Origin of the sequence: Acinetobacter sp. RF14B (assembly GCF_006864105.1) — a bacterium.
Classification (GTDB): domain Bacteria; phylum Pseudomonadota; class Gammaproteobacteria; order Pseudomonadales; family Moraxellaceae; genus Acinetobacter; species Acinetobacter lwoffii_C.
On sequence record NZ_SMTB01000001.1, the window covers coordinates 44,935 to 68,667 of the forward strand.

A 23,733-nucleotide genomic window follows, 5' to 3' on the forward strand; every position below is an offset into this window, starting at 1 on the left:
TTTCAGCCAGTGTTTGCATATAATTTAAAATACTTGCTTCATGATAATCATCTGTTAATACTTCTTTGTCCTGACAACAGGCTCTTAATATATTTAATCAGATTTTTTATATTTTTTGATTTATCTGCATAATTTAATATGATGATGGGGCTAAATGAGCAGTAAATCTGGCAGAAAAATCGGGGTTTATTTCTGCATTAGTGTCAAATATTAATAGCTTCCTATTCTAGGAATAAAAAAATATAACCCATTGAAAAATAATTAAAATTTTTTGATTTAAAGCGTGTGTTTTAATACTCTCTCTAATATCTTACCTCATTTATTAATCATTTTAACTGCTAAGGCCTAATCACAATTCTAATGAGACCCTTAAAGTTCATAAGGAATTATGATAATATGCAGTTTCTTTGATGTGTGTTTCTTATAAATCCAACTTAAATTCAACTTTTCAATGTGATTTAGCACATATCTTCATCTTTTAATTCATGTCCTATTTTGAGTAGATTTTTTATTCATCTATACAGTTAGGATTGTATCTATTTTTATCTATGATCCTGAATGACCAAACTCAAAATTGGAGGTGAATGCATAAGTTAAAACTAATGGAGATAGCGATGAACCGAATTGCAATTATAGGTGCTGGTCCCAGTGGTATGGCCCAATTAAGAGCATTTCAATCAGCAAAGGCCAAAGGTCTAGAAATTCCAGAAATTGTATGTTTTGAAAAACAAAGTGATTGGGGTGGGCAATGGAATTATACCTGGCGCACAGGTATAGATGAGCATGGCGAACCTGTCCACAGCAGTATGTACCGTTATTTATGGTCGAACGGCCCTAAAGAAGCTTTAGAATTCGCCGATTATACTTTTGATGAACATTTCAAAAAACCAATCGCGTCTTATCCCCCCCGTGAAGTTCTCTGGGATTACATTAAAGGGCGTGCAGAAAAAGCCAATATTAAAGATCAGGTGAGGTTTAATACCGCAGTACAACAGATTAGCTATGATGAACATAGCCAGCAATTTACAGTTTCTGTAGAAGACTATCAGAACCAATGTCATTACTCAGAGCAGTTTGATTATGTCATCGTTGCCTCTGGACATTTCTCTACCCCACATGTTCCTGTATATGAAGGATTCGACCGCTTCCATGGGCGAGTTTTACATGCTCACGATTTCCGTGATGCTCGTGAATTTAAAGGAAAATCTGTTTTACTTGTGGGCAGCAGTTATTCAGCTGAAGATATTGGTTCTCAATGTTATAAGTATGGTGCTAAACAGATTTACACATGTTATCGCACCAAGCCTATGGGCTTTAAATGGCCTAGAAACTGGTCAGAAAAAAAGCAGCTTGTTCGCGTAGATGAAGATACAGCCTATTTCGGAGATAACAGCTCAGCAAAGGTTGATGCCATTATTTTATGTACTGGCTATCTGCACCATTTTCCCTTCATTGAAGACAAGTTGCGTTTAAGAACCCATAACTGCTTGTACCCTCTGGGCTTATATCAAGGGGTGGTATGGGAGAAAAATCCGCGCTTATTTTATCTAGGCATGCAGGATCAGTGGTATACCTTTAATATGTTTGATGCCCAAGCCTGGTATGTACGCGATATTATTTTAGGCAAGATCGCCTTACCTGAGGTTGCAGAAATGCAACAGCATACCCAAGCCCTGCATCAGAAAGAGAAGCAATTAATAACCGAGGAACAGTCTGCGAAGTTTCAAGGCGACTATATCAAACAGTTAATTGCACAAACCGATTATCCATCTTTTGATATTGATGCAGTACATAATATTTTCATGCAGTGGAAAAAGCATAAAAAAGAAAATATTATGGGCTTCAGAGATAAAGTATATCGCTCGGTGATGACAGGAAAAATGGCTCAACCGCACCATACCCCTTGGTTATATGCGCTTGATGACTCATTGGAAAGTTATTTAGAAGACCCTAAACAGCAAGAAGCCATGTAGGGCCAGAGCATATCAAAAGCCATCTGTATAAATACGCAGGTGGCTTTTATTGGCTGGTGTGTATTAAAGCTTTTATTCTAAAAATATTTAAAAAAAATAAAAAATGACTTTATATTAAATTTCTCTCATAACTCAAAAGGCATCTTCTTTTGAGCAGCTTTTGTACCAAGCGTGACTAAAGGCAAACAGGACACTTCATAAGCTGGATTTTAATAGACCTTTTATTTATCCATTAAATCTACTTCATAATTTTTAAAGTTTTTGATTGGGATTTGATACAGAAAATAGTAGGCAGTCACAGCAAAAAAATAGCGGTTTTTTTTTGAGAAAATACAGATCACGCCAAAATATAGATAAGGTATTGATTTTATAAATAATAATGGTGCGCTCAGCGGGACTCGAACCCACGCCACAGGCTTCGGAGACCTGTACTCTATCCAGTTGAGCTATGAGCGCGCGACGCACATCATAACAAAAAAATCAGTAAGGTAAAGCACCTATCTCTAAGTTATTTAACTTTATGCTTATGCTTTATACAATATTCCAAAAACGCAACATAGAATCCCAAGTGGATGACTTGGCTTATTTTGCAAGATCACTCACAATATCTTAACTTTTCACCATTTGAGATATCCATGACTGATGCACTGACATTGAGGGATTTATCGAAAACCTATAGAAATGGTTTTCAGGCACTGAAAGGAATTAACTTAAATGTACCGGAAGGTGAGTTTTATGCGCTGTTGGGTCCCAATGGTGCAGGAAAATCAACCACGATTGGCATCATCAGCTCATTAACAAGAAAAAGCTCTGGCACGGTTGAGATTTTTGGTTATGACCTCGACACCCAGCCCTCTAAAGCCAAACAGTGTCTAGGGGTAGTTCCACAGGAATTTAACTTCGCTCAGTTTGAAAAAACCTTTGATATTCTGGTGACTCAAGCCGGATATTACGGTATCCCTAAAAAAATCGCGCAAGCCAGAGCAGAAGAATATTTAAACAAACTCGGCTTATGGGATAAGCGTTCGACCCAGGCACGTATGCTTTCAGGGGGAATGAAACGCCGTTTAATGATTGCCCGTGCGATGATGCATGAACCCAAATTACTGATTCTGGATGAACCTACTGCGGGTGTTGATATCGAACTACGCCGTTCTATGTGGGATTTCCTGAATGAAATGAATGAAAATGGCACTTCTATTATTCTGACCACTCATTATCTGGAAGAAGCAGAAATGTTGTGTCGTCGTATAGCCATCATTGATCGCGGGGTCATTAAAGAAGATACCAGCATGAAAAACTTCCTCAACCAGCTCAATGAAGAATCCTTTATTTTCGATCTGGCCGCCCCAATTGAGCCCCTCAGTCTGGATATTATTGGCGTCCGTTTTAATCTGATTGACCCGTTGACTCTGGAAATCACCCTGGATAAGGCCCATACCATGAATGATCTGTTCCAGTTACTCGAATCACAAAATATCCAGGTTCGCAGTATGCGTAATAAATCCAATCGTCTGGAAGAGCTATTCGTAAAAATGGTTGAAAAAAATCTGGATGGAGCGGCAGAATGAATATGAATCAGCTAGGTATCGCCTTATATACCATTCTGCATAAGGAAATCCGCCGCTTTATGCGGATCTGGCCACAGACTTTATTACCCCCAGCCATTACCATGAGCCTGTACTTTGTCATCTTCGGCAATCTGGTCGGTTCAAGAATTGGGGAAATGGGTGGCCACAGCTATATGGAGTTCATTGTGCCCGGCTTGATTATGATGGCCGTGATTACCAACAGTTATGCCAACGTCTCTTCCAGTTTTTTTAGCTCAAAATTCCAGAAAAGTATTGAAGAGCTGATCATGAGCCCCGTACCTCTGCACATCGTGTTATGGGGTCATGTGCTGGGCGGTGTCACCCGCGGTGTACTCGTCGCCATAATTGTCAGTGTAATGAGTCTGTTTTTTGCAGATTTATCTATTACCAACTGGTTCGTCACCATTTATACTGTACTGATTACCTCCCTGCTCTTTTCTCTGGGCGGTTTTATCAATGCAGTCTATGCCAAATCTTTTGATGATATTTCAATCATCCCGACATTTGTATTGACGCCGCTGACCTATTTAGGCGGAGTGTTTTATGCAATTTCAGCCCTCGGTCCATTTTGGCAAAATTTATCTTTGATTAATCCTGTGGTGTATATGGTCAATGCCTTTCGCTATGGCATTTTAGGTCATAGCGATGTCAATGTTGCCGTTTCACTGACAGTAATCAGCTTATGTTGTGCAGCACTGTATATGCTTGCCTATCATTTACTCTCCCGTGGTTCAGGAATGCGTGAATAATGAGTGTAGAACAATCTCTTCTTGGTAAAGACACCAACTACCCGACAGAATATCAACCCGATGTTCTGTTCCCTATTTCACGCGCACCTGCCCGTGAAAACTATGCCCATGTAGATGCCATTCAGCAAGGCAAAGACTGGTGGCATGTCTTTGAAATTTCCTGGTTAAATGCAGTCGGCATCCCGCAAGTAGCCATTGGCCGGATTGCCCTGCCGGCATCTTCACCCAACCTGATCGAATCTAAATCTTTAAAACTCTACTTTAATAGCCTGAACTTTACGACGTTCAACTCAAAAGATGCCTTTATCCAGACGGTAGAACAAGATTTATCCCGCGTGGCTGAAGCGGAAGTGACGCTAGAACTGTTTCAGGTAGATGAGCTTGAAGTTTCCAAGCCGGAAGGTATTTCTATTGATGATCTGGTGCCAGAACGTCTGGAAAATCATCCGAATGCCAACCTGCTGGCTTTGGATCTGGAAAATTCACAAGAAGGCGAAATCCAGCTTTACTCTCATTTGCTCAGAAGTAATTGCCCGGTGACTGGCCAGCCAGACTGGGGAACAGTTTTTATACGTTATCAGGGCAAAAAACCTTGTTATAAGAGTATATTGGCCTATATTATCTCTTATCGTCAGCACAATGGTTTTCATGAACAGTGTGTGGAACAGATGTTTGCCGACATCTGGCAACAGCTGAAACCAGAAAAGCTGATGGTTTACGCCACCTATACACGTCGTGGTGGATTGGACATCAATCCTTGTCGTGTATCGGATTTAACATGGATGCCTCGCCCTATACGTTTAGCGCGACAATAAAAAACATTGAGGTTTAACAATGCCATTTTTTGGTTTTATTCCTTCTGCAGAACTATTAAATACTATTCAGACTGCACAGAAAAATAAAAACTCAAGTGAACCGCTTTATCCTTTACGTGACAAAACCGCATTGATGATTAATGATGAAATCCTCGACGCGATTCTCACGGAACTGGTACGCCGTTTTCCTGCCAGCGACAAGCGTGATACGGCAGAAAAACTGGCGGGTTATATCAAGTCGACTGTTGCAGTTTTACTCAAGCAGTTGCTGGGTAAAGCATCGAATGAGGTGGTGAAAGAGTCGATTGCCTTCTCTGAGCGTAGTCTGTTCAAAGACCCGGCTGGCCATATGCGTATCGGTGAAACGCTCGACGCCAGTCTGGTCACTAATCTGAAGCATCAGTTTGCCGAACTCAAAGCTGGCAATACGGTAGACAAGCAAACGCTGAGTAACCTGTATAAACAGTTTGCTGAAGCCACTGTACGTCACTTTATGGTCGACTTTAATAAAACCCTTGATTTGGGGATGATCAAACGCAAAGCAGCAGATATTGGCGCTGCTGCCGTAATTAAAGCCGTTAATATTGCCGCTGATAAAATCATTCTGAATTTAACCAAAGAAGAATTGCAGATTATGGCGGAATATCATGACACCCTGTTCTATACCGAGTAATGTCTCAGCCTGAACATACTCCCTTTAAAAAGCCTGACTCCGGTCAGGCTTTTTAGTCTCAATGAAACAGCTTGTTACAGTTAAAGGCCATAAAAATGAAATGTGCTTTAAAAATAGCCAACCTTTCTTTATTTTTACCACACTTTATATGACTCATATTCGCGGCAATGTTATCTTTATTCACAGCTTTAAGCCGGAAAATTGAGAAAAACAAATTCTTCTATTTTTGCGGCATGATTCAAATAATATAGCCACAAACTCACCAGAAATTTGGAAATCATAGCAAGATGTTGAAATTTGATTTATATAAAAAATTGAAACAATATTCAATTCTATTTGCCACCTTGGGCCTGAGCAGCAGCATTGTTTCTGCCAATGACTTTCAACATCATCCTTCCTATGCCAGCTTTAAACAAAGTACCATGCAAAAATACGGCCTGACCGCAGGGCAAATCGATTCCGCGATGGCCGGGACAAAAAATCTTCCGAATATTATCAATATCATGAATCGTCCGGGCGAAAGTAAGCCATGGTATGCCTATAAAACCAATTTTCTGGCTGAGTCTACCATTCAGCGTGGCGTACGTTTTAAACAGCAGTATGCAGATACCCTTAACCGTGCTGAGCAGCAATTTGGAGTACCTCAGGCGATCATTTTAGGCATTTTGGGAGTAGAAACCGGTTTTGGGAGCAACAAAGGCTCATTTATTACCCGTGATGCCCTAGCCACTTTAGGTTTTGGCTATGAGCGTCGTGCACAGTATTTCCAGGATGAGCTGGCGGCTTTAATCGCCTGGTCCTATACAGATGGCATTCCAACTTCATCAGTGGTCGGTTCCTATGCCGGTGCGATTGGCTACCCACAATTCATGCCAAGCAATATTCCAAAATTTGGTGTGGACTATGATGGCAATGGTCATATTGACCTGCGTAATTCTGCTGTGGATGCAATTGGTTCCATTGCCAACTATCTGGCCCAATATGGCTGGCAGCGCAACCAGCCAGTGGCCTTTCCGGCGCGTTATAGTGGCTCCAATCCTGAGGCAGTGATTGCCAAGGATTTAACCCAGCCTGTACCTTATGGAGTACTAAAAAGCCAAGGAGTCAGCCCGATGAATCCGATCGTAAAAATTGACGATCTGGACATGGTGAACCTGATTCAATTACAAGAAAGCTCTGGGCCAATTTACTATATTACTTATCCTAATTTTCAAGTAATTACGACCTATAACCGCAGTCGCATGTATGCGACCGCTTTATGGCTTTTAGGTACAGAAATTACGAGCCGATAACAGTAATTTTTGCTACAAATTATTAAAGTCAAGTTTTTTATAAGGAAATATGAGCAAGAAATAGGCGTTTTTAATACAACGTTACAATATTGATTATTTTTTAATCAATCACTGTGTATTTTACGTTCTTTTTTTCAATATTTTAATTAAATACTAGACAGCTTATTGTCAGCATGAATATCATCCTTTTCGTTAAATGTAGTTGCATAAGTTAAATGTCAGGCAGGTTTGGTTGATTTTTCAATAACTTAGACAAATCAATCTAAATATGCTGTTAGGAGTTGATTCGATGCATTCTTCTTTTTTGAAGTATTTTATGGCTATTGCCGCGACGGTCACACTGGCCCAGTCACAGGCAGATATGGTTCCGTCATCTTCATTCAATCATGAAAATGACAATTCTCGTCTAGCTGCACGAGTGTTAAATAAAGAAGCTCAAAGCTTCAATTCAAATTTCACCAATTTGAACAGTCTTTCAATCACTGAACGTTCAGGCGATAAAGTTCGTCGTGAAACCATTGCAGCAAAAATTGAAATACCTGCAGAAGAGCCTTCAGTGATTGAAAAGCTGAATACTGTTGCTTCCAAGACAGTACGCAAGTTTAGCCAAACAGGTACAGCATCCTGGTATGGCCGTCAATTCCATGGCCGCAAAACAGCAAGCGGTGAAACATTCGACATGAATGCTTTAACAGCCGCTCATCGTAGCTTGCCGTTGAACTGTTATATCCGTGTCACGAACAAGAACAATGGTAAAAGTGTCGTTGTGAAAGTAAACGATCGTGGTCCATTCCATGGCAACCGTGTTCTTGACCTTTCTTACGGTGCAGCAAAGCAGTTGGGAATCACCAGTGCCGGAACTGCAAACGTAAATATTGAACGTGTTGCCGGTCCAAATTCTTAAAATTTAACTTGCAATACATTTAACAAAAGCCGCAATAATATGCGGCTTTTTTTATTGATACCCAAACCCTAGACCTTGGTTTTTTTCCGAAACTTCGACTTGATCAACTTGCCTGCTATCGATTTCATTTTGACCAATGCTTGCTTCTGTTCTATATTCAGATTCAATCAGGATATGTTCAAGGATGGAGCGAAAAATGAAAACAGTATCGGAATGGTTTGCTGAATATAGCGAAAGCCACCAGAATAAAACCAATAAACTGATTCACTGGGTGTGTGTCCCGACTATTTATTTTTCGATTATCGGTATTCTGGCGCATTTTAGCGCTCTACTAACGGCTGTGCTCTTGGCTTTAGCGTTTATCTTCTATGCTCGCCTTGATATTGTACTGGCTGTCGCGATGGCAGCACTGACGCTGGTCATGGCTTGGCTGATCTGGATTTTACCGATGGGCAGCGGATTCTTTATTACCCTCTTCGTTTTTGCCTGGATTGGTCAGTTTTATGGTCATAGAATTGAAGGTAAAAAGCCTTCTTTCTTTAAAGACCTGCAATTCCTTCTCATTGGCCCAATCTGGTGCATGGATGCATATTTAGGTAAAGTCCTACCATCCTGGAGATCTCGTCAATCTGAGGCCTTACAGCCCACTTGAAGCGTATGTAATATCATTACACTTATAAATCCGGAAAAGTGCTATTCCACAATCAGTTTTCCCGGTAAATTTAGGCCCTTCCCTCATATTTTATTGCGTGACATCAAAATCCTTTAAAGCGAATTATTTTGTACGCCAGGCTTAAAGGCAGTGAATCATCGAGTCAACCGCTAAATTTTTGTTCAGGCCAAAAAAAGCCCCATCAAATGGGGCTTTTTTAAATTCTTAACCGAATTATTGTGCAGCAGCCTGAGCAGCAGCAACTTCTTCAGCGAAAGAAAGCTCAGCTTTCTTCTCGATACCCTCACCCACTTCGAAACGAACGAATTGAGCTACAGTAGTAGCTGTTGCTTTAAGAACGTCAGCAACTTTTTTGTCGTTGTCAATTACGTACATTTGACGCTCAAGCACAACTTCGTTCAGGTATTTCTCAACAGAACCTACCACCATCTTTTCAACGATGTTTGCTGGTTTGCCAGATTCAAGCGCTTTCGCTTCAGCAATTTCTTTCTCTTTCGCGATCAGATCAGCTGGAACCTGTTCAGCATTTACGGCAACCGGATTGAATGCAGCAATGTGCATTGCCAAGCCTTTACCAGTATCCGCATCACCTGTGTAAGATACAACAACACCGATACGCAGACCGTGTTTATAAACAGCCAGTTTTTCGCCTTCAAGGATTGAAGCACGACGTACCTGGATGTTTTCACCGATTTTTTGAACAAGAGCGATACGTGCTTCTTCAACAGTCGCACCATCTTCAAGTTTAAGTTCAGCAATTTTAGCAGCGTCAGTTTCATTGGCAGCAAGTGCAGCTGCTGCAACTTTGTTAGAGAAATCAGCAAAGTTTGCGTCTTTAGCAACGAAGTCAGTTTGGCAGTTTACTTCTAGAAGGATTGCTTTGTTACCTTCCTGAACAATGGTAATCGCGCCATCAGCAGCAATATTACCTGCTTTTTTAGCAGCTTTTGCCTGACCAGATTTACGAAGGTTGTCAATCGCCAGTTCGATATCACCGCCCGCTTCTGTCAATGCTTTTTTACATTCCATCATTGCAAGACCTGTACGATCACGCAACTCTTTAACCATGCTTGCTGTAACTGCAGTCATGTTTATCTCCTAAATACGGTAGAAAATGAAATCTTTTAGAACAGAAACGGCCCAGAGGATTCTCATGGGCCGCCTGCATACTTAACGCTTACTTTACCACTGTCACATGTCGCAAAAATGACAAGCTAGCGTCAAACGCATTAAGCCTCAGAAGCTGGAGCTTCTTCTGCTTTAGCTTGTGCATTTGCTTGTGATTGAGCGTATTCTTTACCAGCAATAATCGCATCAGCCATAGCAGAAGCATAAAGAGTTACTGCACGGATCGCATCGTCGTTACCCGGAATAACGTAGTCTACGTTGTCTGGGTTAGAGTTTGTATCAACGATACCAATTACAGGAATACCAAGGTTTTTGGCTTCTTTAATTGCAATCGCTTCGTGGTCAACGTCAATTACGAATAATGCGTCAGGTAAACCACCCATGTTTTTCACGCCGCCTAAAGCACGCTCAAGTTTTTCCATCTCACGGCTACGCTCTAAAGCTTCACGTTTAGTCAGCTTAGCGAAAGTACCGTCTTGAGATTGAGTTTGAAGGTCTTTTAAACGGTTGATAGATTGGCGAAGTGTTTTCCAGTTCGTCAACATACCACCTAACCAACGGTGGTCTACATATGGCTGACCAGCACGTTGCGCTTGTTCACGGATGATTGCAGAAGCTGCACGTTTAGTACCAACGAACAAAACTTTGTTCTTTTTGCTAGCCAAGTTGTTAGCAAAGTTCAAAGCATCATTTAACGCAGGAACAGTGTGCTCAAGGTTAATGATGTGAATTTTGTTGCGCGCGCCGAAGATGTATTCGCGCATTTTTGGGTTCCAAAAACGTGTTTGGTGACCAAAGTGTGCGCCTGCTTGAAGAAGGTCGCGCATGCTTACGTTGTAATCTGCCATTTTCTTTACCTTAAAGTTTGGGTTAGGCCTCCATATATCCGCATTCTCCACCCCGTAGGGCACCCAGAGTAATGTGTCGATATATGTGCGGATTTTAATACACCATTCATCTAGCCTCGCAAATATATTCACGAAAAAGCATTTGATAAAATGGGCGGCTATTTATACCATAGCTACACACAAATTTCCAAAAGTTTTTAGAGATCATGAACACGACTTATCAAGCTCCCCCTCGTTTAATCAAATCCGCAGAAGATATCGAGAAGATGCGCGTGGCTGGACGACTGGCAGCAGAAGTTTTGGATATGATCAAACCGCATATCAAACCCGGCGTCACCACCCTGGAACTGGATACGATTTGTCATGACTATATTGTCAATGTGCAAGACGCAATTCCGGCCTGTCTGGGCTATGGTGCGGCTCCTGGTCGTCCTGCTTTCCAGCACACCATCTGTACTTCGGTGAACCATGTGGTTTGTCATGGGATTCCTTCGGAAAACAAAACCTTGAAAAAAGGTGACATCCTGAATATTGATGTAACTGTCATCAAGGATGGTTTCCATGGTGATACCAACATGATGTATATCGTCGGTGGCGAAACCTCAATTTTGGCCAACCGTCTCTGCAAAGTGGCACAGGAAGCCATGTACCGGGGTATCGCTGTAGTTAAGCCGGGTGCAACCATCGGTGATATTGGCCATGTGATTCAACAATATGTTGAATCTGAACGCTTTAGTGTAGTGCGTGAATATTGTGGTCATGGTATCGGCACGACTTTCCACGATGAACCGCAGGTACTGCATTATGGTCAACCGAATACCGGCATGATCCTTGAAGAAGGCATGACTTTTACGATTGAACCGATGGTAAATGCCGGCGTTTGGCAAACCAAACTACTGGGAGATAAGTGGACCGTGGTCACCAAAGACCATAAATTATCAGCACAATATGAACACACTCTTTTAGTAACAAAAGATGGCGTTGAAGTCCTCACCGCTCGTCCCGAAGAAGATTTGTCACGTTTTACCGCATAACTGCAAGTCTTAAACAGAGCAATGGCCACTTTAAAGTGGCCATTTTTATTTTATATTTCATCTATTAATCAAATATTAAACTTATAAATAAAGCACATCGGGCTTTGCCTGCGCATTTTTAACTCAGGATAAACTTTGACAACGCCTCTATTTTTTTCATCAAGTTTTTCAAATTCTTTTGCCCTATGTTGAGTATTTTGAGCTAAGATAATGTGCTTTTTATTTTTTAATCCCCATAAGAAGGAATACTGCCGTGGACGTACGTCTCTCTGATCGTGTAAATGCCATCAAACCGTCCCCAACCCTTGCTGTGACGAATAAGGCTGCTGAATTAAAAGCTGCCGGTCATAATGTCATTGGTCTGGGCGCAGGTGAGCCAGATTTTGATACACCGCAACACATCAAAGATGCAGCAATTGCAGCGATTAACAACGGTTTCACCAAATACACCGCTGTTGACGGCACGCCAGGTCTTAAAAAAGCAATCATTGCTAAATTAAAACGTGACAATAACCTTGACTATGCAGCGAACCAGATTCTGGTATCTTGTGGCGGTAAACAATCTTTCTTTAACCTGGCGCTTGCCCTGTTAAATAAAGGTGATGAAGTGATTATCCCTGCGCCATTCTGGGTTAGCTATCCAGATATGGTCATTATCGCTGAAGGTGTACCAGTAATTGTGAAATGTGGTGAAGAACAACGTTTCAAAATTACCCCTGCACAATTAGAAGCGGCCATCACTGAAAAAACCCGTCTGGTGGTATTAAACAGTCCATCTAACCCGACAGGCATGATTTATACCAAAGCTGAGCTTGAAGCTTTGGCTGAGGTATTACGCAAACATCCAGACGTCTTTATTGCCTCGGATGACATGTACGAGCCAATCCGCTGGACTGACGAGTTCTATAACATCGCAACAGTTGCACCAGATCTTTATGAGCGCACCATCGTATTAAACGGTGTGTCTAAAGCCTATGCAATGACTGGCTGGCGTATCGGCTACGCAGCGGGTCCTGCAAAACTTATCGGCGCGATGAAAAAAATCCAGTCTCAATCAACTTCTAACCCGACTTCGATTTCACAAGTTGCGGCAGAAGCTGCATTGAACGGTCCTCAAGATGTACTTGAGCCAATGGTTGAAGCTTTCAAACGTCGTCATGACCTCGTGGTCAATGGCTTGAATGACATCAAGGGTATTTCTTGCTTACCTGCTGATGGTGCTTTCTATGCTTATGCCAACATCAAACCGTTGATTCGTGCCAAAGGCTTGAAATCTTGCACAGAGTTCTCTGCCTGGTTACTGGAAGAAACGGGTGTTGCAGTTGTTCCTGGCGATGCATTCGGCCTGGGTGGCTTCATGCGTATCTCTTATGCAACTGCTGATGAAGTACTGGTCGATGCGCTTGCACGTATTAAGAAAGCGGCTGACTCTATTGAAGGCGTTGATGAAGCGATTGCTTCAATTGAAGCTGAAAAAGCTGCAAAATAATCTAAATTATTAGATTAAAGAGACCCGCGGTCATGATATGAGCGCGGGTTTTTTAATTTTAAACATTTACAGCTGTTAAAGCATCACGATACTTTTCTGGAACTTGAGCATCAGTCCATTTTACACCCCATTGCATCATGGCTTGCAACATAGGCGCCAAAGCCTTCCCCTTTTCAGTCAGTACATATTCAAAACGCTGTTGCCGGTCAACATAGGCCTGTTTAACTAAAATGCCTTCATTCACCAAACGCAACAGACGATCAGATAATACATGACGGGTCAGGCCCAGATTCTGCTGAAACTGTTCAAAGCGGGTCATGCCTAAGAAGGCATTACGAATAATTAACAAGGTCCAGCGATCACCAAAAATTGCCAGACTTTTGGCAATCGGACAGTTTTGCTCAGTTGCTTCAGTCCATTTCATAAATGTAAGCCCGCAGAGAATTATTTTACTGACTCTACTTTAAACAATTGACTCTTCTCGACACAAGTTCTACTTTAGAACTTGAAAATTTTTTAAATAACAATCTAATCATATTGATAAAACAGTGAAGTAAAGGAATAACCATGAACCCTAAAGAAATGACCGGACTACAACTTCTGCAAGCCATGGCCGCCGGCCATATTCCTCCTGCCAGTATCAGCCAGACGATCCCCATGAAACCGACCGTAATTGAAAGTGGACAGGTCACCTTTGAAGTACAGGCTGATCAACGTCATTTAAACCCTTTAGGTGGTGTACACGGCGGCTTTGCTGCAACCGTACTCGATACCGTAACAGGTTGCGCTGTTCACAGCGCTTTAGAAGCAGGCATTGGATATGGCACTATTGATCTGAATATTAAAATGTGTCGCCCTGTTCCACAAAACCAACCGCTGACTGCTATTGGCAAACTGATTAATATGAGTAAAAATCTTGCGATTTCAGAAGGAAAAATTGTGGATGAAGATGGCAAACTCTATGCACACGCAACAGCCACATGTATGATTCTTCGTTAAAGGTTTATAGCATATTATGCTTTAAAGCACTCCCCACTCTATCTGCTAATTTGACAGATTTCGGTCGGGTTAAAGCACGATATTCAAAATAATGTTTCGAGATATACGCCAGACTCAACTCCTGAGTTTGGCCAGTCGATGCCTGCCAAACTTTAGATTGATTCGATCCAGTCAAAAAATTACCTGAAATTGCATAAATATATAAATCTTTTTGTGAGACTTCAGGAACATGCAGGAATATTTCAAAACTGAACTGCGGTTCTTTTTTAGCCAACCATTTTTCTGAAAACCACAGTTGCAAGAGATCCCCGAGATATAACTGCTGATTCGCTAAGGGCCATAAACAGATTTCAGCACCTGTGACAGGAGTAAAATATTGGCTCGAATCTTGAATAATATCGAGATAATGCTCTTGATAGAAAGACAACTGCGCGAAAATTTGGGGGATTGTGAGCGTATTCATTCGCTTTCTCCAGTTTAGCCATTTTTGTGCTGGCAAGTCGGTTTAAATCCACACTGTTTGACCATTTGATCAAACGACTTTATGGATTCAATCTAGCAACTGGATATTCTCCTGACAAGTATTTTTCAATATTTTTATGCAATTGTTTAAATTAAAATCAGATAAATATGATTTGTCATAAATATGAAAGTTTTTGCTTGACCCTTGTCAAAATGTCTCTATAATCGCATGCAGATTCTCCCATAGCTCAGTCGGTAGAGCGACGGACTGTTAATCCGCAGGTCCCTGGTTCGAGCCCAGGTGGGAGAGCCAAATTCAAGAAAGCCCGCAGCATTAAAGCGGGCTTTTTTATTTTCTATTTTATGCCCTTCCTTCTTTTAGCGACCTTAAAATCATCAACTCGCTTTGCTAAGCTGCCTATATGGCAGTACACCTGATGATGGTTCTAATCAATTTTCTTTTCATTTTCTAAGCTGCCTATATGGCAGTACACTTGGTGAATACTTACTACAATCCTGACGTCAATTTCTAAGCTGCCTATATGGCAGTACACACTTTTAATCAATCTAATTTACAAATCGCATATTTCTAAGCTGCCTATATAGCAGTACACCCCCTGCCACCACGCGAACCTCACCATCCAAATTTCTAAGCTGCCTATATAGCAGTACACTATGCTTTTGCATATAAAAGGCTGGGTTAGGATTTCTAAGCTGCCTATATAGCAGTACACAGATTGAAAAAATTAATGCTGCGATTGCTGGGTTTCTAAGCTGCCTATATAGCAGTACACTTTTTTATACTCAATTGGCAAATGCTGCGTTTTTTCTAAGCTGCCTATATGGCAGTACACAGCACAAGGTGCAACCAAGTACCAGGTGGAATTTTCTAAGCTGCCTATATGGCAGTACACCCATTAACTGATTGTGCGACTTCTTGTATTGTTTTCTAAGCTGCCTATATGGCAGTACACTTGGTGAATACTTACTACAATCCTGACGTCAATTTCTAAGCTGCCTATATGGCAGTACACGAAATATCATTGCTCCCACCTTTTGATATTGGTTTCTAAGCTGCCTATATGGCAGTACACATATCAGGGCAAGTTATTACCGACTCATAAGCTTTCTAAGCTGCCTATATGGCAGTACACATGCAAGGCGCAGATGAATACAGCTTGGTTTTTTTCTAAGCTGCCTATATGGCAGTACACGATGAATGGATAAATGACCTTGTAGAGTCATGTTTCTAAGCTGCCTATATGGCAGTACACACGCGGCTCAATCACACGCACAATCTTGAAACTTTCTAAGCTGCCTATATGGCAGTACACGGGGGCTGATATGTGTGGGGGATCATTTGGCATTTCTAAGCTGCCTATATGGCAGTACACTTGGCGGTGCTTTGGCTTTTGTTTTTTGGATCTTTCTAAGCTGCCTATATGGCAGTACACATTTTGCATCTTAACAAAAAAAAATTACGTTTTTTCTAAGCTGCCTATATGGCAGTACACATAGTAAAGCTGCAAAGTGTTTTCATGCGGAGTTTCTAAGCTGCCTATATGGCAGTACACAAGCGAAGCAACGCCAGGAAATGTTAGAAAAATTTCTAAGCTGCCTATATGGCAGTACACTTTTCGATAGATATAATCAAATTAACTGCTTCTTTCTAAGCTGCCTATATGGCAGTACACAATTTAACTGCTAGAAAACCCATAATTAATATTTTCTAAGCTGCCTATATGGCAGTACACGTAAAGCATTGACTAAAATTGATGAGGTTTTGCTTTCTAAGCTGCCTATATGGCAGTACACTTAACTGGTTCGCCATTGTTGTCATAACCTTTTTTCTAAGCTGCCTATATGGCAGTACACATTAAAGCTATAGGCATTTCGGTTGATGTGATTTTCTAAGCTGCCTATATGGCAGTACACTTGCTAATCAATCAGTAACGCAAGAAACTATTTTTCTAAGCTGCCTATATGGCAGTACACGGGCCGCGGGAACAATTCAAAATCATGAAGGATTTCTAAGCTGCCTATATGGCAGTACACTTTTAGGTATCGTAACTATTGCCCGTCAGACTTTTCTAAGCTGCCTATATGGCAGTACACGGTAGTAGTACAACGATCAGTGACCAGCGTAGTTTCTAAGCTGCCTATATGGCAGTACACTTAAGCATATTGATAACAAGCATACTAAGACTTTTCTAAGCTGCCTATATGGCAGTACACAGGTACATATTTCTATAATATGTTCGCTTAAATTTCTAAGCTGCCTATATGGCAGTACACCAACGTAAACAAACTGAAATACTTATGCAAAATTTCTAAGCTGCCTATATGGCAGTACACGAAATGCTGGTATGTAAGGCTTACAGAGCTAATTTCTAAGCTGCCTATATGGCAGTACACTAAATTCTTCAGTACCAGTTAGTTTAACTGAATTTCTAAGCTGCCTATATGGCAGTACACGTGCTTGGTCATTAAAAAATGGGTCAGCGTTTTTTCTAAGCTGCCTATATGGCAGTACACGCGCGTTATAAACGACATTACCCACTCAAAGATTTCTAAGCTGCCTATATGGCAGTACACCACAACGGGCTTTACTAAAAATGAGTCCGAAATTTCTAAGCTGCCTATATGGCAGTACACCGTGCGAATTTCTTTCCATAAATCAGTATCATTTTCTAAGCTGCCTATATGGCAGTACACAACTATGTTTAATATTCACAGAGATATTACATTTTCTAAGCTGCCTATATGGCAGTACACAGGGTTTATCTGTTTATGTTCAAGCTGTTAATTTTCTAAGCTGCCTATATGGCAGTACACAAATTTAGCAGGCAAAAGAAAACCCACCAGAATTTCTAAGCTGCCTATATGGCAGTACACAGTCCTTTTTTAGACACTCAAATTAAATTAATTTTCTAAGCTGCCTATATGGCAGTACACCACGCGCATTCACTGCTTCCTGAGCAGTCATTTTTCTAAGCTGCCTATATGGCAGTACACTGCTGATGAGATGCTATATCTAAGTTTATATTTTTCTAAGCTGCCTATATGGCAGTACACGCCCTTGTGATTGCCTTCAGGATCAGGAAACGTTTCTAAGCTGCCTATATGGCAGTACACGCTTTCACATGGTTGATATTGAAAAAGATGGATTTCTAAGCTGCCTATATGGCAGTACACTAAAGAGCCTTGCCCCACAAGAATAATATCAATTTCTAAGCTGCCTATATGGCAGTACACAAGTTGATTATGTTATTGCCAATCCACCATTTTTTCTAAGCTGCCTATATGGCAGTACACTGAGTCAGAAACTTTTACCGGAAATTTACCATTTTCTAAGCTGCCTATATGGCAGTACACACGATAGTTTGAGAAGCGACATTGTTCTCCATTTTCTAAGCTGCCTATATGGCAGTACACATGACAGAGCCAGTCAAATTAATAATCACAAATTTCTAAGCTGCCTATATGGCAGTACACAAACATTAAGCGTCATGCCAACATTGCTTATATTTCTAAGCTGCCTATATGGCAGTACACCGTTGAACTCATCAATTATGAGTAATTCAAAATTTCTAAGCTGCCTATATGGCAGTACACACAACCAAAATACCTAAAACCAGATAAAAAACATAGTATTATCTTAAATATACCCCAATAGCCCTCTTATTCCTATCCATCTATAAGTCTCTGATTTTTATATTTAATTAGAGCATAAAAATATTTTGGGTTAAATAAAGCCTCTATTTAATCAACTTCAACCCAAAGAAAAAGCGGGAACTTTGTCCCGCTTGCATCATGTCAAACTTATGCTGTCTGTACGGGCACACCACTATGAAAACGAAAAAGCTCATCTGGACTTAAAATCAGATTCTTTTCTACTTCCCGGATATGCTCAATACGGCTCTGGATATTCTCTTCTGGATTTTTCCATTTTGCGGTTTTTGCCACATCCATCGCCAGTGCCAGATAATCCTCATAATGGCGGGATTCGGATTTCAGCAGATAACGATAATAACGGCCCAGCTCTTCATCGACCAAAGGTGCAAGTGCATAGAAACGCTCACAAGAACGAGCCTCCACAAAGGCACCAATGATCAATACATCAATCAGGGCTTCTGGCTCATAGGTCCGAATTTCTTTACGTAGGCCACCTGCATAACGCCCCGCACTAAGACCAATCCATTGCTGACCACGTTTACTCATAAATTCCAGCACTTGCTCATAGTGCAGCATCTCTTCACGGACCAGCTGTGCCAGTTTCACCTGCAAATCTACAAAGAAACTGTAGCGAAACATCAGATTCATCGCCGTACTGGCGGCTTTTTTCTCGCAGTTGGCATGATCCTGCATCAGAATATCCAGATTATTCAGTGCTTCATTGAGCCAGGCTTGCGGCGTTTCACAACCCAGGAAGCCAATCACGGGCTTCATGAGTTCATCATAATTTATATTTGACATAACGATCTTTTAATCTTAGCGGGCAGCTTTAATTACGGCTTTCATTTCTTGCACTGCCTGCGCCAAACCAACAAAGACAGCATCTGCAATCAGGGAGTGACCGATATTCAGTTCATGAATCTGTGGAATAGCAGCAATCGGAGTGACATTATCCAGATTCAAGCCATGGCCAGCATTGACCACCAGACCTTTAGAAACTGCGTATTCAGCGCCTTGAATAATACGCTCAAGCTCAGCCTGCTGGGCTGCTGGTGTTTCTGCATCGGCATAGGCACCGGTATGAATCTCAATTGTTGGCGCACCACATGCCACTGCTGCATCGATCTGCGCCAGATCAGCATCAATAAACAGTGAAACATCACAACCAATCGCTGTTAATTCCTGAGTCGCCTTTTTCACATCTTCAAAATGGCCAACCACATCCAGCCCACCTTCGGTAGTGACTTCCTGGCGTTTTTCCGGCACAAAACAAACATGCTGTGGCTGAATTTCCTTGGCAAAAGCCACCATTTCATCCGTCACCGCTATTTCCAGGTTCATCCGGGTTTTGAGTGCGGGACGCATACGACGTACATCATCATCCTGAATATGGCGGCGGTCTTCACGCAAATGCAAAGTAATGCCCTCTGCACCTGCCTGCTCGCAGATCAATGCAGCATTGACTGGGTCTGGGTAGGTCGTACCACGTGCTTGTCTTAATGTTGCGACATGGTCAATATTGACACCAAGTAATGCAGCCATAATATCTTCCTAACTACGATTGAGATTGAGAGTTTTGAATCCACAATTGTCGACTTTTCAAGGGGCGATCGCCAAGCAAGGCAGTAATCACCTGTCGATAAAGCTTCGTCAGTAATTGTAACTGTTCTGGGCTAAAATCCCTACCACTTTCATAATGCAGCATGGTTAAAATCTGCTGGCCCGACAAATTTGAGCGAGATGGTTTGGCGGTAGGCATAAAGCCATCATTTAACTGAAAATAATAATGCTGCGAGGGATTGATGGGCACCTGATTGGCATCGACTGAAAAGTCCAAAGCGTAGCCCAACTCTTCAAGCAGCACATGCTCAAACTGGCGCAGGATTTGCTTTAAATAACTATGCGGATCAGTCTGGACAGAAAGCTGCTGCAAAGCCACTAGCGTTTCGCCATACTTGGCATAAGTCTGTGGCATTTCCATTTCCAGGGGACACAGCCGCAGCAGAATTTCATTTAGATAAAAACCGGAAAAGAAGGCATCACCAAAAAAGAAAATAGGCTGATTAACAATTTCAAGCTTGGTAAAGTTTTTCAGTTCGGATTTTCCTGAAGCCTGCAAACTGATCGGCTGATATTGAGGGGGTGGAGTTTGTCGAAGTATGCCATCCATGCGGCCATATTCCTGCGTAAACAGGTACACAATATGGCTACGTTCGCGATATTTACGATGATGAATCAAATAGCCATGCAGCACTTCATTACGCATAGACTGCTGGCTTAATCACGATCTTTTTTAGATTGTTGTTCATCTTCGTCATCCCCATCCGGGATGACGGCACCAACGACGGCCGCAGTACCTTTGACCACCCCTTTCGTGGTTTTATAGGCCACTTTTACAGGTACAGTCACAACTTTGTGAATACAGCCCTGCAAGAACAAGACACATACCATGAGGGCTAAAACTTTCATCATGCACTCTACCTGTAAAATTTCAGTGATTAAATATCGCTATAACCAAGGCTCTTCAATGCACGCTCATCGTCAGACCAGCCGCCTTTGACTTTCACCCAAAGCGTCAGCATGATTTTTTGCTCGAACATTTTTTCCATATCCACCCGTGCATCCATACCGATTTTTTTCAGTTTAGATCCTTTTTCACCAATTACGATGGCTTTTTGTCCCGGACGGTCAACAAAAATTGTGGCATCGATATAGGTACAGGCAGGCTTCATACGCCCTGTTTTTTCATTCAGTACCGGCTCTTCGATTTTAAAAGATTCAATCTGAACCGTCAGGTCATACGGCAGCTCCTCACCAAGCTGGCGCATGATTTTTTCACGGATAATTTCAGAAGCCAGGAAACGTTCTGAACGGTCTGTCAGTTGATCTAGCGAATAAAGCGGTGGCTGAAATGGCAGGTATTTGGCAATCGTGTCACGTAAATGCTCCAGATTGGCACCACGCAGTGCAGATACTGGTACGATTTCCGCAAAATTCATCAACTTGGCACGTTCCTGAATCAGCGGTAAGGCCTGATTCTTGTTTTCAAACGTATCCAGCTTGTTGATGACCAGAATTACCGGCATCTCGGCATTCTTTAATTTTTCCAGCACAAGTTCATCGTTCTGGGTCCATTTCTGTGCATCGACCACAAACAGCACCAGGTTCACATCACGTAAGGCCGAATGTGCAGCACGGTTCATCATTTTATTGATGGCACGGACTTCTTTCTTATGCATCCCTGGCGTATCCACAAAGACCGCCTGAGATTTTTCACGTGAATCAATTCCCACAATTTTATGACGTGTGGTTTGTGGCTTACGTGAAGTAATGGAAAGTTTCTGACCGAGCAAATGGTTCATCAGGGTAGATTTACCCACGTTTGGCCGGCCAACAATCGCAACAAAACCGCTACGATAATCCGAAGGAATCTCAGTACCTTCTGCACTAAAGAATTGACTAATCAAGTCATTGCTGTCGCTTTGCGACTCGTGATCAGCATCGATGTGATCGGAATGAGTAGTCATTAAGACTTATGCTCCAAAAGTTTTAAAATATCTGCCGCTACAGCCTGTTCGGCAAATCGGCGGCTTGAACCTTCCCCGGTCATTACTGACATCCCCTGAACCTGACATTCCACCTTGAAATGTTGATTCGGGGCATCACCCTGAATATCGACCACCTCGTAAACCGGGAGAGGTTTTTTACGAGCTTGTAAATATTCCTGCAAGCGTGATTTCGGGTCTTTTAACTGGTCGGTGGGCTCAATATTGTCCAAATATGGTTCATACCATTTTAGCACAACCGCTTCCAGGATATTCAGATCGCCACAATCAACATAGATGGCACCAATAATCGCCTCGACCGTATCTGCAAGTATAGACTCACGATGATGACCGCCAGATTTCAATTCACCCGTACTGAGAATTAAATTCTGGCTAAGTTTTAAATCATTGGCGATTCTACCCAGCGCTTCCTGACGCACCAAGGTCGCACGCATACGCGTGAGGCGCCCTTCATTTTCGTGCGGATAAGCTGTGAACAGATAGTTCGCAATGATCATTCCTAAAAGTGAATCGCCTAGAAATTCTAGGCGCTCATAGTTATGTTTATGACTGACTGAACGATGAGTCAGGGCCAGCTTAAGTAAATCAGCCTGTTGAAACTGATAACCAATTCGTCTGGTCAGACGTTCATCATTTAGTTTTGACTGTGCTTTGATCAAACTCTTTCTCAAACTTCATCACTAAATCGATATTCATTACAAAATTTTTGCGAATTTCATAATTCTTGTGTACCTGCAAGCCATCCGTATTGGTGACTCGGGCAATGTCATCAAACTTCAGATCACGAATATTATTCATCTGTAAACGCTGATCCATCTGTTGACTGAATTGCGATGGTGCCATATTGGCAGGAGCAGTCTTAAGCAGCTCCTCAACCTGGTTATCAACCATACGGTCATCGAAATACGGCCCCCACACTGCAATTGCCACTTTTGCAAGAAATGCAAAGCCTACAATTGCAACCAAAATTCCAATATAAGAAGCACCTTGTTGATGTTTCATTTTTTATTTTCCTGACTGAAACAATTAATCAATCATTCCGTTTCGATTAAACGATGGCATTTTAAAGCCAGGCTCTTTATGCATCCAGATATAGAATGCTCGACCTGTTAAGTTCTCTTCCGGAACAAATCCCCAAAAACGGCTATCAGCACTCTGATCGCGGTTGTCCCCCATCGCGAAATAGTGCCCTTCTGGTACTTTGATTTCCCAATATAATCCATTTTCAGTGGAATATTTACCATTGTCCACATAGTTAATAAATGGTGCCTGACGTGCAACATTCACATTTTCAAGTTCACGCATGGTGAACGTATGCTCGCCAATGGTTTCTTTATGATACATCGAATTTGGCGTATCCATACGGTCTTTTTCACGGCTAAATTCTACCGGAACCTTTTCGACTTTTTGACCATTAATAATGAGCTGACCATGATCATAAACAATATGATCACCCGGCAAACCAATGATACGCTTGATATAACTGATCGTTGGCTGTGGCGGATAGCGGAATACCGCCACATCACCGCGTTCCGGATGGCCGGTATCAATAATCTTGGTGTTTACAATCGGCAGTTTTACCCCATAGTCAAACTTATTGACCAAAATAAAGTCACCCGTTTCCAGGGTCGGTACCATTGAATCTGATGGAATATTGAAAGGCTCATACAAAAACGAACGTAAGATCAGGACCACTGTCAGCACTGGCCAGAAGTCATAAGCCCATGTGATGATAAAATTTTCATTGCCCTTGCCCCGGGTCTGCCGCTGCTTCAGTACAAACTTATCCAGCAACCAGATTGCGACAAAGATTAAGGTCACAGGAACAAGAATCAAATTAAAATCAAAATCCATGGGCTTT

General features: G+C 41.8%; 21 protein-coding genes, 2 tRNA genes, 2 pseudogenes and 1 CRISPR repeat array. Of the genes and pseudogenes, 12 read left to right on the forward strand and 13 right to left on the reverse strand.

Going from position 1 to position 23,733, the window contains the following annotated elements; genetic code table 11:
• Window positions 1-614 precede the first annotated feature (614 nt).
• The gene (locus E2K52_RS00195; RefSeq protein WP_151202990.1) at window positions 615-1,973 is read left to right on the forward strand and encodes an NAD(P)-binding domain-containing protein; all 1,359 of its coding nucleotides are present in this window, start codon (window positions 615-617) and stop codon (window positions 1,971-1,973) included.
• Between the two features lie 380 nt (window positions 1,974-2,353).
• Here E2K52_RS00195 and E2K52_RS00200 read toward each other — a convergent pair.
• Window positions 2,354-2,429, reverse strand: a tRNA-Arg gene (locus E2K52_RS00200).
• Between the two features lie 179 nt (window positions 2,430-2,608).
• On the opposite strand from E2K52_RS00200, the gene E2K52_RS00205 reads away from it, so the two are divergent.
• The 7 genes from E2K52_RS00205 to E2K52_RS00235 all read left to right on the forward strand — a co-directional run bounded on the left by E2K52_RS00205 (window position 2,609) and on the right by E2K52_RS00235 (window position 8,650).
• On the forward strand, window positions 2,609-3,544 hold the full coding sequence (locus E2K52_RS00205) for an ABC transporter ATP-binding protein (protein ID WP_151202991.1): 936 nt from the start codon (window positions 2,609-2,611) through the stop codon (window positions 3,542-3,544).
• On the forward strand, window positions 3,541-4,314 hold the full coding sequence (locus E2K52_RS00210; protein ID WP_151202994.1) for an ABC transporter permease: 774 nt from the start codon (window positions 3,541-3,543) through the stop codon (window positions 4,312-4,314). Before E2K52_RS00205 ends, E2K52_RS00210 begins: the two co-directional genes overlap by 4 nt.
• Window positions 4,314-5,129, forward strand: coding sequence for an NADPH-dependent 7-cyano-7-deazaguanine reductase QueF (queF, locus tag E2K52_RS00215; RefSeq protein ID WP_151202995.1), 816 nt, complete (start codon window positions 4,314-4,316; stop codon window positions 5,127-5,129). The genes E2K52_RS00210 and queF overlap by 1 nt, the downstream gene beginning before the upstream one ends.
• A gap of 19 nt (window positions 5,130-5,148) precedes the next feature.
• A complete protein-coding gene (locus E2K52_RS00220) occupies window positions 5,149-5,802 on the forward strand; it encodes a hypothetical protein (protein WP_151202996.1) in 654 nt (217 codons plus the stop codon).
• 287 nt (window positions 5,803-6,089) lie between these two features.
• Window positions 6,090-7,094 carry a lytic murein transglycosylase B gene (mltB, locus tag E2K52_RS00225; RefSeq protein WP_151202997.1) on the forward strand — a complete coding sequence of 335 codons (1,005 nt, stop codon included), beginning with the start codon at window positions 6,090-6,092 and terminating at the stop codon, window positions 7,092-7,094.
• 289 nt (window positions 7,095-7,383) lie between these two features.
• Window positions 7,384-7,998 (forward strand): septal ring lytic transglycosylase RlpA family protein, encoded by a 615-nt coding sequence (locus E2K52_RS00230; protein WP_151202998.1) that lies wholly within the window; start codon window positions 7,384-7,386, stop codon window positions 7,996-7,998.
• Between the two features lie 196 nt (window positions 7,999-8,194).
• Complete coding sequence (locus E2K52_RS00235; protein ID WP_151202999.1) at window positions 8,195-8,650, forward strand: DUF962 domain-containing protein; 456 nt, start codon at window positions 8,195-8,197, stop codon at window positions 8,648-8,650.
• A gap of 234 nt (window positions 8,651-8,884) precedes the next feature.
• Here the strand turns inward: E2K52_RS00235 and tsf are convergent, their stop codons facing one another.
• Together tsf and rpsB are read right to left on the reverse strand one after the other, a co-directional pair.
• On the reverse strand, window positions 8,885-9,760 hold the full coding sequence (gene tsf, locus E2K52_RS00240; protein WP_151203000.1) for a translation elongation factor Ts: 876 nt from the start codon (window positions 9,758-9,760) through the stop codon (window positions 8,885-8,887).
• 140 nt (window positions 9,761-9,900) lie between these two features.
• A complete protein-coding gene (rpsB, locus tag E2K52_RS00245) occupies window positions 9,901-10,647 on the reverse strand; it encodes a 30S ribosomal protein S2 (RefSeq protein WP_151203001.1) in 747 nt (248 codons plus the stop codon).
• Between the two features lie 206 nt (window positions 10,648-10,853).
• Here rpsB and map point away from each other — a divergent pair, with 206 nt between their 5' ends.
• Window positions 10,854-11,681, forward strand: a complete 828-nt coding sequence (gene map / locus E2K52_RS00250) for a type I methionyl aminopeptidase (protein ID WP_151203002.1) — start codon at window positions 10,854-10,856, stop codon at window positions 11,679-11,681.
• A gap of 253 nt (window positions 11,682-11,934) precedes the next feature.
• A complete protein-coding gene (locus tag E2K52_RS00255) occupies window positions 11,935-13,170 on the forward strand; it encodes a pyridoxal phosphate-dependent aminotransferase (RefSeq protein WP_151203003.1) in 1,236 nt (411 codons plus the stop codon).
• A 109-nt stretch (window positions 13,171-13,279) separates the two neighbouring features.
• On the opposite strand, the pseudogene E2K52_RS00260 reads toward E2K52_RS00255, so the two are convergent.
• Window positions 13,280-13,594, reverse strand: a pseudogene (locus tag E2K52_RS00260) (winged helix-turn-helix transcriptional regulator); the annotation flags it as partial.
• Between the two features lie 143 nt (window positions 13,595-13,737).
• Between E2K52_RS00260 and E2K52_RS00265 the strand changes: the two are divergent.
• The gene (locus E2K52_RS00265) at window positions 13,738-14,169 is read left to right on the forward strand and encodes a PaaI family thioesterase (RefSeq protein WP_151203005.1); all 432 of its coding nucleotides are present in this window, start codon (window positions 13,738-13,740) and stop codon (window positions 14,167-14,169) included.
• Window positions 14,170-14,190: 21 nt separating this feature from the next.
• On the opposite strand, the pseudogene E2K52_RS00270 reads toward E2K52_RS00265, so the two are convergent.
• Window positions 14,191-14,632: pseudogene (locus E2K52_RS00270) on the reverse strand (hypothetical protein).
• 236 nt (window positions 14,633-14,868) lie between these two features.
• On the opposite strand from E2K52_RS00270, the gene E2K52_RS00275 reads away from it, so the two are divergent.
• Window positions 14,869-14,944 (forward strand) — tRNA-Asn (locus E2K52_RS00275).
• 93 nt (window positions 14,945-15,037) lie between these two features.
• Window positions 15,038-18,246: a CRISPR direct-repeat array (repeat unit 28 nt; unit sequence TTTCTAAGCTGCCTATATGGCAGTACAC).
• Between the two features lie 207 nt (window positions 18,247-18,453).
• Here E2K52_RS00275 and E2K52_RS00280 read toward each other — a convergent pair.
• From E2K52_RS00280 to lepB, 8 genes are read right to left on the reverse strand one after another with little or no spacing between them, the layout of a single operon-like run.
• Window positions 18,454-19,107 carry a tRNA-(ms[2]io[6]A)-hydroxylase gene (locus tag E2K52_RS00280; RefSeq protein ID WP_151203007.1) on the reverse strand — a complete coding sequence of 218 codons (654 nt, stop codon included), beginning with the start codon at window positions 19,105-19,107 and terminating at the stop codon, window positions 18,454-18,456.
• Between the two features lie 15 nt (window positions 19,108-19,122).
• The gene (gene pdxJ / locus E2K52_RS00285; protein ID WP_151203008.1) at window positions 19,123-19,848 is read right to left on the reverse strand and encodes a pyridoxine 5'-phosphate synthase; all 726 of its coding nucleotides are present in this window, start codon (window positions 19,846-19,848) and stop codon (window positions 19,123-19,125) included.
• Between the two features lie 13 nt (window positions 19,849-19,861).
• On the reverse strand, window positions 19,862-20,572 hold the full coding sequence (recO, locus tag E2K52_RS00290; protein WP_151203009.1) for a DNA repair protein RecO: 711 nt from the start codon (window positions 20,570-20,572) through the stop codon (window positions 19,862-19,864).
• An 11-nt stretch (window positions 20,573-20,583) separates the two neighbouring features.
• Entirely contained in the window at window positions 20,584-20,778 is a 195-nt protein-coding gene (locus E2K52_RS00295; RefSeq protein WP_151203010.1) for an NF038104 family lipoprotein, read from the reverse strand.
• A gap of 26 nt (window positions 20,779-20,804) precedes the next feature.
• Entirely contained in the window at window positions 20,805-21,833 is a 1,029-nt protein-coding gene (gene era / locus E2K52_RS00300) for a GTPase Era (RefSeq protein ID WP_151203011.1), read from the reverse strand.
• Complete coding sequence (gene rnc, locus E2K52_RS00305; protein ID WP_151203012.1) at window positions 21,833-22,531, reverse strand: ribonuclease III; 699 nt, start codon at window positions 22,529-22,531, stop codon at window positions 21,833-21,835. The genes era and rnc overlap by 1 nt, the downstream gene beginning before the upstream one ends.
• On the reverse strand, window positions 22,503-22,874 hold the full coding sequence (locus E2K52_RS00310; RefSeq protein WP_151203013.1) for a DUF4845 domain-containing protein: 372 nt from the start codon (window positions 22,872-22,874) through the stop codon (window positions 22,503-22,505). Before E2K52_RS00310 ends, rnc begins: the two co-directional genes overlap by 29 nt.
• Before the next feature lie 24 nt (window positions 22,875-22,898).
• A complete protein-coding gene (gene lepB, locus E2K52_RS00315; protein WP_151203014.1) occupies window positions 22,899-23,726 on the reverse strand; it encodes a signal peptidase I in 828 nt (275 codons plus the stop codon).
• Between the last annotated feature and the right edge of the window lie 7 nt (window positions 23,727-23,733).

What these genes read in the sequence shown, in the direction of transcription:
- E2K52_RS00195 (WP_151202990.1), top strand. Translation starts at nt 615, where the DNA reads ATGAACCGAATTGCAATTATAGGTGCTGGTCCCAGTGGTATGGCCCAA.
- E2K52_RS00205 (WP_151202991.1), top strand. Translation starts at nt 2,609, where the DNA reads ATGACTGATGCACTGACATTGAGGGATTTATCGAAAACCTATAGAAAT.
- E2K52_RS00210 (WP_151202994.1), top strand. Translation starts at nt 3,541, where the DNA reads ATGAATATGAATCAGCTAGGTATCGCCTTATATACCATTCTGCATAAG.
- queF (WP_151202995.1), top strand. Translation starts at nt 4,314, where the DNA reads ATGAGTGTAGAACAATCTCTTCTTGGTAAAGACACCAACTACCCGACA.
- E2K52_RS00220 (WP_151202996.1), top strand. Translation starts at nt 5,149, where the DNA reads ATGCCATTTTTTGGTTTTATTCCTTCTGCAGAACTATTAAATACTATT.
- mltB (WP_151202997.1), top strand. Translation starts at nt 6,090, where the DNA reads ATGTTGAAATTTGATTTATATAAAAAATTGAAACAATATTCAATTCTA.
- E2K52_RS00230 (WP_151202998.1), top strand. Translation starts at nt 7,384, where the DNA reads ATGCATTCTTCTTTTTTGAAGTATTTTATGGCTATTGCCGCGACGGTC.
- E2K52_RS00235 (WP_151202999.1), top strand. Translation starts at nt 8,195, where the DNA reads ATGAAAACAGTATCGGAATGGTTTGCTGAATATAGCGAAAGCCACCAG.
- tsf (WP_151203000.1), bottom strand. Translation starts at nt 9,760, where the DNA reads ATGACTGCAGTTACAGCAAGCATGGTTAAAGAGTTGCGTGATCGTACA.
- rpsB (WP_151203001.1), bottom strand. Translation starts at nt 10,647, where the DNA reads ATGGCAGATTACAACGTAAGCATGCGCGACCTTCTTCAAGCAGGCGCA.
- map (WP_151203002.1), top strand. Translation starts at nt 10,854, where the DNA reads ATGAACACGACTTATCAAGCTCCCCCTCGTTTAATCAAATCCGCAGAA.
- E2K52_RS00265 (WP_151203005.1), top strand. Translation starts at nt 13,738, where the DNA reads ATGAACCCTAAAGAAATGACCGGACTACAACTTCTGCAAGCCATGGCC.
- E2K52_RS00280 (WP_151203007.1), bottom strand. Translation starts at nt 19,107, where the DNA reads ATGTCAAATATAAATTATGATGAACTCATGAAGCCCGTGATTGGCTTC.
- pdxJ (WP_151203008.1), bottom strand. Translation starts at nt 19,848, where the DNA reads ATGGCTGCATTACTTGGTGTCAATATTGACCATGTCGCAACATTAAGA.
- recO (WP_151203009.1), bottom strand. Translation starts at nt 20,572, where the DNA reads ATGCGTAATGAAGTGCTGCATGGCTATTTGATTCATCATCGTAAATAT.
- E2K52_RS00295 (WP_151203010.1), bottom strand. Translation starts at nt 20,778, where the DNA reads ATGATGAAAGTTTTAGCCCTCATGGTATGTGTCTTGTTCTTGCAGGGC.
- era (WP_151203011.1), bottom strand. Translation starts at nt 21,833, where the DNA reads ATGACTACTCATTCCGATCACATCGATGCTGATCACGAGTCGCAAAGC.
- E2K52_RS00310 (WP_151203013.1), bottom strand. Translation starts at nt 22,874, where the DNA reads ATGAAACATCAACAAGGTGCTTCTTATATTGGAATTTTGGTTGCAATT.
- lepB (WP_151203014.1), bottom strand. Translation starts at nt 23,726, where the DNA reads ATGGATTTTGATTTTAATTTGATTCTTGTTCCTGTGACCTTAATCTTT.